A 6,375-nucleotide genomic window follows, 5' to 3' on the forward strand; every position below is an offset into this window, starting at 1 on the left:
GCCCCGTATCGCTATTGGACCGCTGCGACCGAACAGACGGAAGCGGTCTCAGCCATGCCCTGGCAGAAGGCGAAGCCGCCAAGCCGGGGATCCTCGACCAGCGTCTGCGCATCGCCATCCACCGGCTGGCCGGTGAAAAAAACCGGAGCCGGAGCGCCGGCGCCATATGCATAGGCGTTGTAAGCCACCGTGCTGGCCGCGTCCGGTGCCGGGACTGTGTTGGGCGGCGAGACAACCAGATCGACGCCGACATAGGTCAGCTCGTAATTGACAGAGGCGCCGAGGCTTCCCTGTTCGATCGCGTAGCTGCCCGGTGCGCTGGCCGACGTCGCAGCGGTTGAGAGCGCGCCGATGAGCGTGTCGCTGCCGACCAATCCCAGGCCACCGATCGTGTAGGTGAGCGGCGGGTTGGGCATGCCTTGCGGCCGGCTTTGCGCATCGGCCACGACCGTGATGGCGCGTTTGCCGATGGTGAAATCCGCGCTGACATAGGTGATGTCGTAGTTCGAGTTTGCCGCATTGGTCAGCGTGCCCTGGCCGATTTCATAGCTGCCTGCATTCTCACCGGCGGCCCTGTCCAGCGCGCCGACCAGGGCGACGCCATTGCCAAGATAGGAATAGCTGTAGCCATAGGACGACGGATCGGCGTCGCCGTAGGTCTTGCCCTGGCCGGCATTCGCCGTGACCGTCACCGCTCGCTTGGCGATGGCAAAGTCGGCCCCGGCATAGCTGATGTCGTAATTTGAATTGGCCTCGTTGGTGATACCGCCCTGCCCAATGGCATAGTTGCCGACCGTCTCCCCGGCAGCGCGGTCGAGAGCGCCAACCAGCGCCACGCCGGTGCCGAGGCTGGTGAACGTATAGCTGTACGAGGACGGATCGATATCGCCATAGGTCTTGCCCTGGCTGGCATTCGCCGTGACCGTCACCGACCGCTTGGCGATGCTGAAGTCGGCATCGACATAGCTGATGTCGTAGTTCGAATTGGCGGCATCGGTAAGCGTGCCGCGTCCGATCGCATAGTTGCCGACATTCTCGCCGGAGGCGCGGTCGAGCGCACCAACCAGATCGATGCCGCTGCCGAGATCCGAATGGGTGTAGCCATAGGACTGCGGATCGGCGTCGCCATAGGTTTTGCCCTGGCCGGCGCTCGCCGTCACCGTGACGGCGCGCTTGGCAATGGTGAAGTCGGCGCCGACATAGGTGATGTCGTAGTTGGCATTCGCGGTCGCGAGACTGCCCTGAACGATGGAATAGGTTCCAGCGCCCTCGCCCGCCTCGCGGTCAAGAGAGCCCACCAGGCCTACACCGTTGCCGAGATCGGAGACGGTGTAGCCGTAGGACAGGGGATCGCTGTCGCCGTAAGTCTTGCCCTGGCCGGCATCGGCCGTGACCGTGATGGCGCGTTTGCCGATGCTGAAATCCGAGCCGACATAGCTGATGTCGTAGTTGGAGTTGTTGGCAGCGGTCAGTGTGCCTTGCCCGATCGCATAGGTGCCGACAGCCTCGCCCGAAGCGCGGTCGAGCGCGCCGACCAGCGCCACACCAGTGCCAAGGTCCGAATAGGCATAGTCGTACGATGACGGATCGGCATTGCCGTAGGTCTTGCCCTGGCCAGCGGTCGCCGTGACAGTGACGGCCCGCTTGCCGATGCTGAAGCTGTCGCCGACATAGGTGATGTCGTAGTTCGAATTGGCGGCACTGGTCAGCGAACCCTGGCCGATGGCGTAGCTGCCGACATCCTCGCCCGAAGCGCGGTCGAGAGAACCGACCAGTGCGACACCCGTGCCGAGGTCTGAATAGGTATAGAGGTAGGATGACGGGTCGGCATCGCCGTAGGTTTTCCCTTGGCCAGCGGTCACAGTGACCGTGATAGCCCGCTTGCCGATGCTGAAGTCGTTACTGGCAAAGCTGATGTCGTAGTTCGAATTGGCGGCATTGGTCAGCGAACCCTGGCCGATGGCGTAGCTGCCGACATCCTCGCCCGAAGCGCGGTCGAGGGAGCCAACCAGGGCCGCGCCTGTGCCGAGATCCGAATAGGTGTAGCCGTAGGATGACGGATCGGCATCGCCGTACGTCTTGCCTTGGCCGGCGGTCGCCGTGACCGTGACAGCCCGCTTGCCAATGGTGAAATCGTTGCTGACGAAACTGATGTCGTAATTCGCATTGGCGGCGTTGGTCAGCGTGCCCTGGCCGATCGAATAGGTGCCGACGTCCTCGCCGGCGTCGCGGTCGAGCGAGCCGACAAGTGCCGTACCGCTGCCGAGATCGGAGTAGGCGTAGCCATAGGACGATGGATCGGCATTGCCGTAGGTCTTGCCCTGCCCGGAATTCGCAGTGACGGTGACCATCCGCTTGGCAACGGAAAGCAGACCACTGCTGCCGAAGGCAACGGCGTAGCCGTTCAGCCCAGCGACGTTGGCGGCATCGATAGTGATCGTATAGGTCCCGGCTCCGAGCGGCTGGGTGGCAAGCGTAGCGGGGGCATAGAGCGTCGGCGCGCCGGTGAAGGCGGTGGAGGCACTGTCGCCGAGATAGGCGTTGGCCACCCCTGCCTGATAGCCCGAGACCGAATAGGTCAGCGTCGGCATGGCGTCGCCGTAAACCTTCGACGCATTGTCGGAAGTGAAGGTCAGCGTCGGCTGGTAGGCGAAGACATAGCGATTGCCCGTCGCACTTACGGCGCCGCCGGCAGCCGTATTCCAGATCGCCGTGTTACCGCTGTCGAGGTTGCCGAATGTGTTGCCGGTCGGACCTGCGGCATAGACAAGCCAGCGGCCGGTTCCGGAGACCGAAACCGCGTCGCTGCCACGGTTGTTGACGAAGGCGCCGCCAGCCGAGAGCACGACATTGGCGTTGCTGCCCGCGGTGACTTTGGCCGTGGATGCGACCGTCAGCTTGCCTGGGGTCTTGACCGTGACCGCGCCACTCGCGGTCACGCCGTTGACACCTGCGACGGTTCCAACCGTCAGGTCGCTGTTGTCGGTGACGCTGACTGTTCCGGTCGAGGCCGCCAGAGTGCCGATCGCATTGCCGGCATTGTTGAGCGCATAGTTGCCGCCGCTGCCCAGCAGGAGAAGGCTGCCCGCTCCTATCGAGGCCGTCTGGGTCACCGCTCCCGTCGAGGACAGCACGAGCGTGCCCGACACATAGGCGGCCTGGTCGATGGCGAAAGTCGCTCCCGACGGGTCGAGCTCCATATTGGCCAGCCCGCCGATCAGGCTGAAGGCCGTGGCATTGCTGCCGACCGCCGTCGCGCGCGCGCCGTTGAGCGCCGACAATGTCGCCGCGGACCCTTGCTGCTTGAGATAGGCGCCGTAGATCGACAGGCCGCTTATGTTTCCGGTGGCGTTCTGCTGGAAGGTGGCGCCGGCCGAGGGTCCGCTCGACGTCACCAGCACCTGGCTGCCGCCCGCGGCGATCGTGCCGTTGGGCAGCAGGAAATAATAATAGCCGTTGGCGCCGGTCGAGCCGACCGCCGAGGCCGGCATCATCGAGCCGTTGACCAGAATGTTGGTAGCGACGCCGGCAAGCGGTGTCGTGCCACGATCGCTGTAGGCCGTCCCGGTCGCCACCTGCGGTGTCGTCGGATAAAGCCATTTGAAGTAAGGCAGGCTGGTGTTGGCAACGAGCCCCCAGGTCGACGACGAGAAGCCGGTCTGCAGCGCCGCCATCAATTGCGCCGTCGTCTTGCCGGTGGCGCTCGCGCTTGCGCCTGTGGTGATGCCTGCACCGATGCCGGACAGGCCCGATCCCGCTGTATCGGTGTCCCAGTAGGATGCCTTGACCGTCGCCGGTTTGTTGTTGCCCGACGTGTCGGCCATGTTGTTGCCGACCAGTCCGCCGACATTGGTCGTGCCGCTGACAAAGCCGATCGAATAGGAGCTCTGTATGCGGCCAAAAAGGGAGACACCGCCGGAATAGACCGAGCCGTTGAGACCGACGAGGCCGCCGACATTGCTGGTGCCATAGACGGCGCCGGTCGCGTAGGTACCGTTCGTGCCGGCGATCGCGCCGACGATGCTGAGATTGCGTCCGACAAGGCCGCCGACCTGGTCCGTACCGCGCACCACGCCAGTGGCGAAAGAGGTATCGATGTAGCCGCCGGCATCGTTGTTGCCAACCAGACCGCCGACAGCGGTGACTCCGGTCACCGCCCCGGTCGCATAGGCTTGCGTGGCGCTGAAGGTGGAGAGGCCGATCAGCCCGCCGACATTGTTGCGTCCGGTGACGGCACCGGTTGCATAGACAGTGTCGGTCGGACCGCTGCCGACCTGGCCGGAGGCCTGCCCGAACAGGCCGCCGACATTGTCGCCGGTCGCCGTAACGGTCCCGGTCGCATAGGAGGTATTGTAGAAGCCGGCCAGGACATAGCCGAACAGGCCGCCGACATTGTTGCGGCCGCTGACCGCCCCTGTTGCCGAAGCGGCAACATTGGTGCTGACAGCCTCCACCCAGCCGCTGCTGGAATTGTTATAGCCGGCGAGCCCGCCGACATAATCACGGCCACTGACCGCGCCRCTTGCCGAGATGTCGTTGACGTAACCGGCTTCGATCGAGCCGGCGAGCCCGCCGACATAGTCGCGTCCGTTGACTGTCGTCGAAGCGGAGGCGTTCATGAGATAGAACGGATAGTAGGTGCTTCCGTCGCTGGCATAGCCGTGATTGCCGCCGAGAAGCGCGCCGACATGGTCGCGCCCGGTGATCGAGCCGCCAGCCAGTTTGACGTTCTGGATGGTCGCGGCGTTGGCATAGCCGAAAAGGCCGACATAGTCGGTCGTCGGCCGGTTGATGAACAGGTTGGAGATGGTGAGGCCCTTGCCGTCGAACGTACCGGTGAAGGCATGCTCATTGGTGGTGCCGAACGGCAGATTGGAATTGGCCGGAAACCCGGTGCCGGCATCCAGCGCGCTGCCGATCGGCACGAAGCCGGCGGCGCCCCATACGCCCTGACCGCCTGCCGTCGTGCTGGCATCGATATCGTTGCCGAGCGTGTATTTGCCGTTGAGATTGAGCGCCATCAATTGCAGCTGGTGTGCATTGGTGATGGTGGTCGAATATTCCGACAACAGCATCGGCCGCGTGCCGCCGGCAGCACCTCCGGCATTGTTGAGCGTCGAGTCGGCATCGACGATCACCCAGCCGGCGCCACCGCCCGTGGTGCCGAAGGTCCAGCCGGTGAAGCTCGACGCTGTCAGGAAGTCGCTGGTGTGCAGCCCCGTTCCGCCGGTGGCGGTGTTGGGGCCCCAGCCGGCGGCGGCAGTGGCACCGGTGGTGTCGAGGTCGAAATAGGAGGAGGCAATGCTGCCGCTGTTGTAGCCGACGATGCCGCCGGGGTTGCCGCCGGTCAACGCACCGGTGGCATAGGAGTTGGTGACCGTGGTCGTCGCGTCCAGGGAGGCACCAACGAGACCGCCGACATAACCCTGGCTCGCGTTGACCGCGCCGGTTGCGTAGGAGGTGCCGATGCTGGCCGTGCCTTTGGTGGAGCCGACGAGGCCGCCGGCCTGGCTGGGGCCACTGGCGGTCACAATGCCCGAGGCATAGGAGGCCGTGATGGCGGCGCTGTCGAGATTGCCGACCAGGCCACCCGCCTTGGACGGGCTGCCCGCCGTCACCGTTCCGGTGGCGAAAGATCGGGTGATCGACCCGCCACCACCGGCGTCGCCGACCAGGCCGCCGCCGCTGCTCTGCCCGCCAACGATCACCGCGCCGCTGGCTGAAGATCCGGTGATGGTGCCCGCGAAAAGATTACCGACAAGCCCTCCAGCAATGTCGAAATTCGTCGCCTGCACCGAAGCCGTGGAAATGGCGTTGCTGATCGCGCCGCTGCTGAAGCCGACGAGGCCGCCGACGGAGCGGTAATAGTCGGCAGTCGTCTTAACTGTGCCGGAGACGGTAACGGCGCTGACCGTTCCCTCGTTCGTTCCGGCGAGTCCGCCGATGGCAGCACTGCTGGCGGAGCCGGTCGTTCCCGTGATGGCGACATTGGCCAGGTTGAGGTTGCGCACGGTGGCGCCGGAAGCGATGTCACCGAACAGACCGACGTTGGCGTCGGGCGATGTTATGGTCAGGTTGGAGATGGTGTTGCCGAGGCCGTCGAAAGTACCATTCAGCGTATCGACGGCAGCCGAGGTGAGGGTCGTTCCGGTCGCATCGATGCCGCGGCCGAGCGCGTAGTTGGCGCCGCTGTTGTTCTTGATGTTGCGCAAATCGTTGAGCGTGTTGACCAGCATCGCCGCGTTGAGCGTGCCGCCGCCGGCGATGTTGCCGGAATAATTCTCGGTCGGATTGGCGTAACTCGTCGCATTGACGCCGCTTCCGGCCGGATTGACGGTCGGGTTGTAGTAAATCGAGACGGTCCCAGATGTGCTC

1 protein-coding gene is annotated in these 6,375 nt (G+C 64.6%); it reads right to left on the reverse strand.

Annotation, left to right across the window (positions count from 1 at the left end; all coding sequences use genetic code 11):
• Positions 1 to 11 precede the first annotated feature (11 nt).
• Positions 12 to 6,375 (reverse strand): MBG domain-containing protein (locus tag AC1DX0_RS09755; protein WP_477355147.1); only part of this gene is annotated, 6,364 nt, incomplete at its 5' end.

It is taken from the genome of Mesorhizobium sp. P3_A9 (assembly GCF_056402975.1).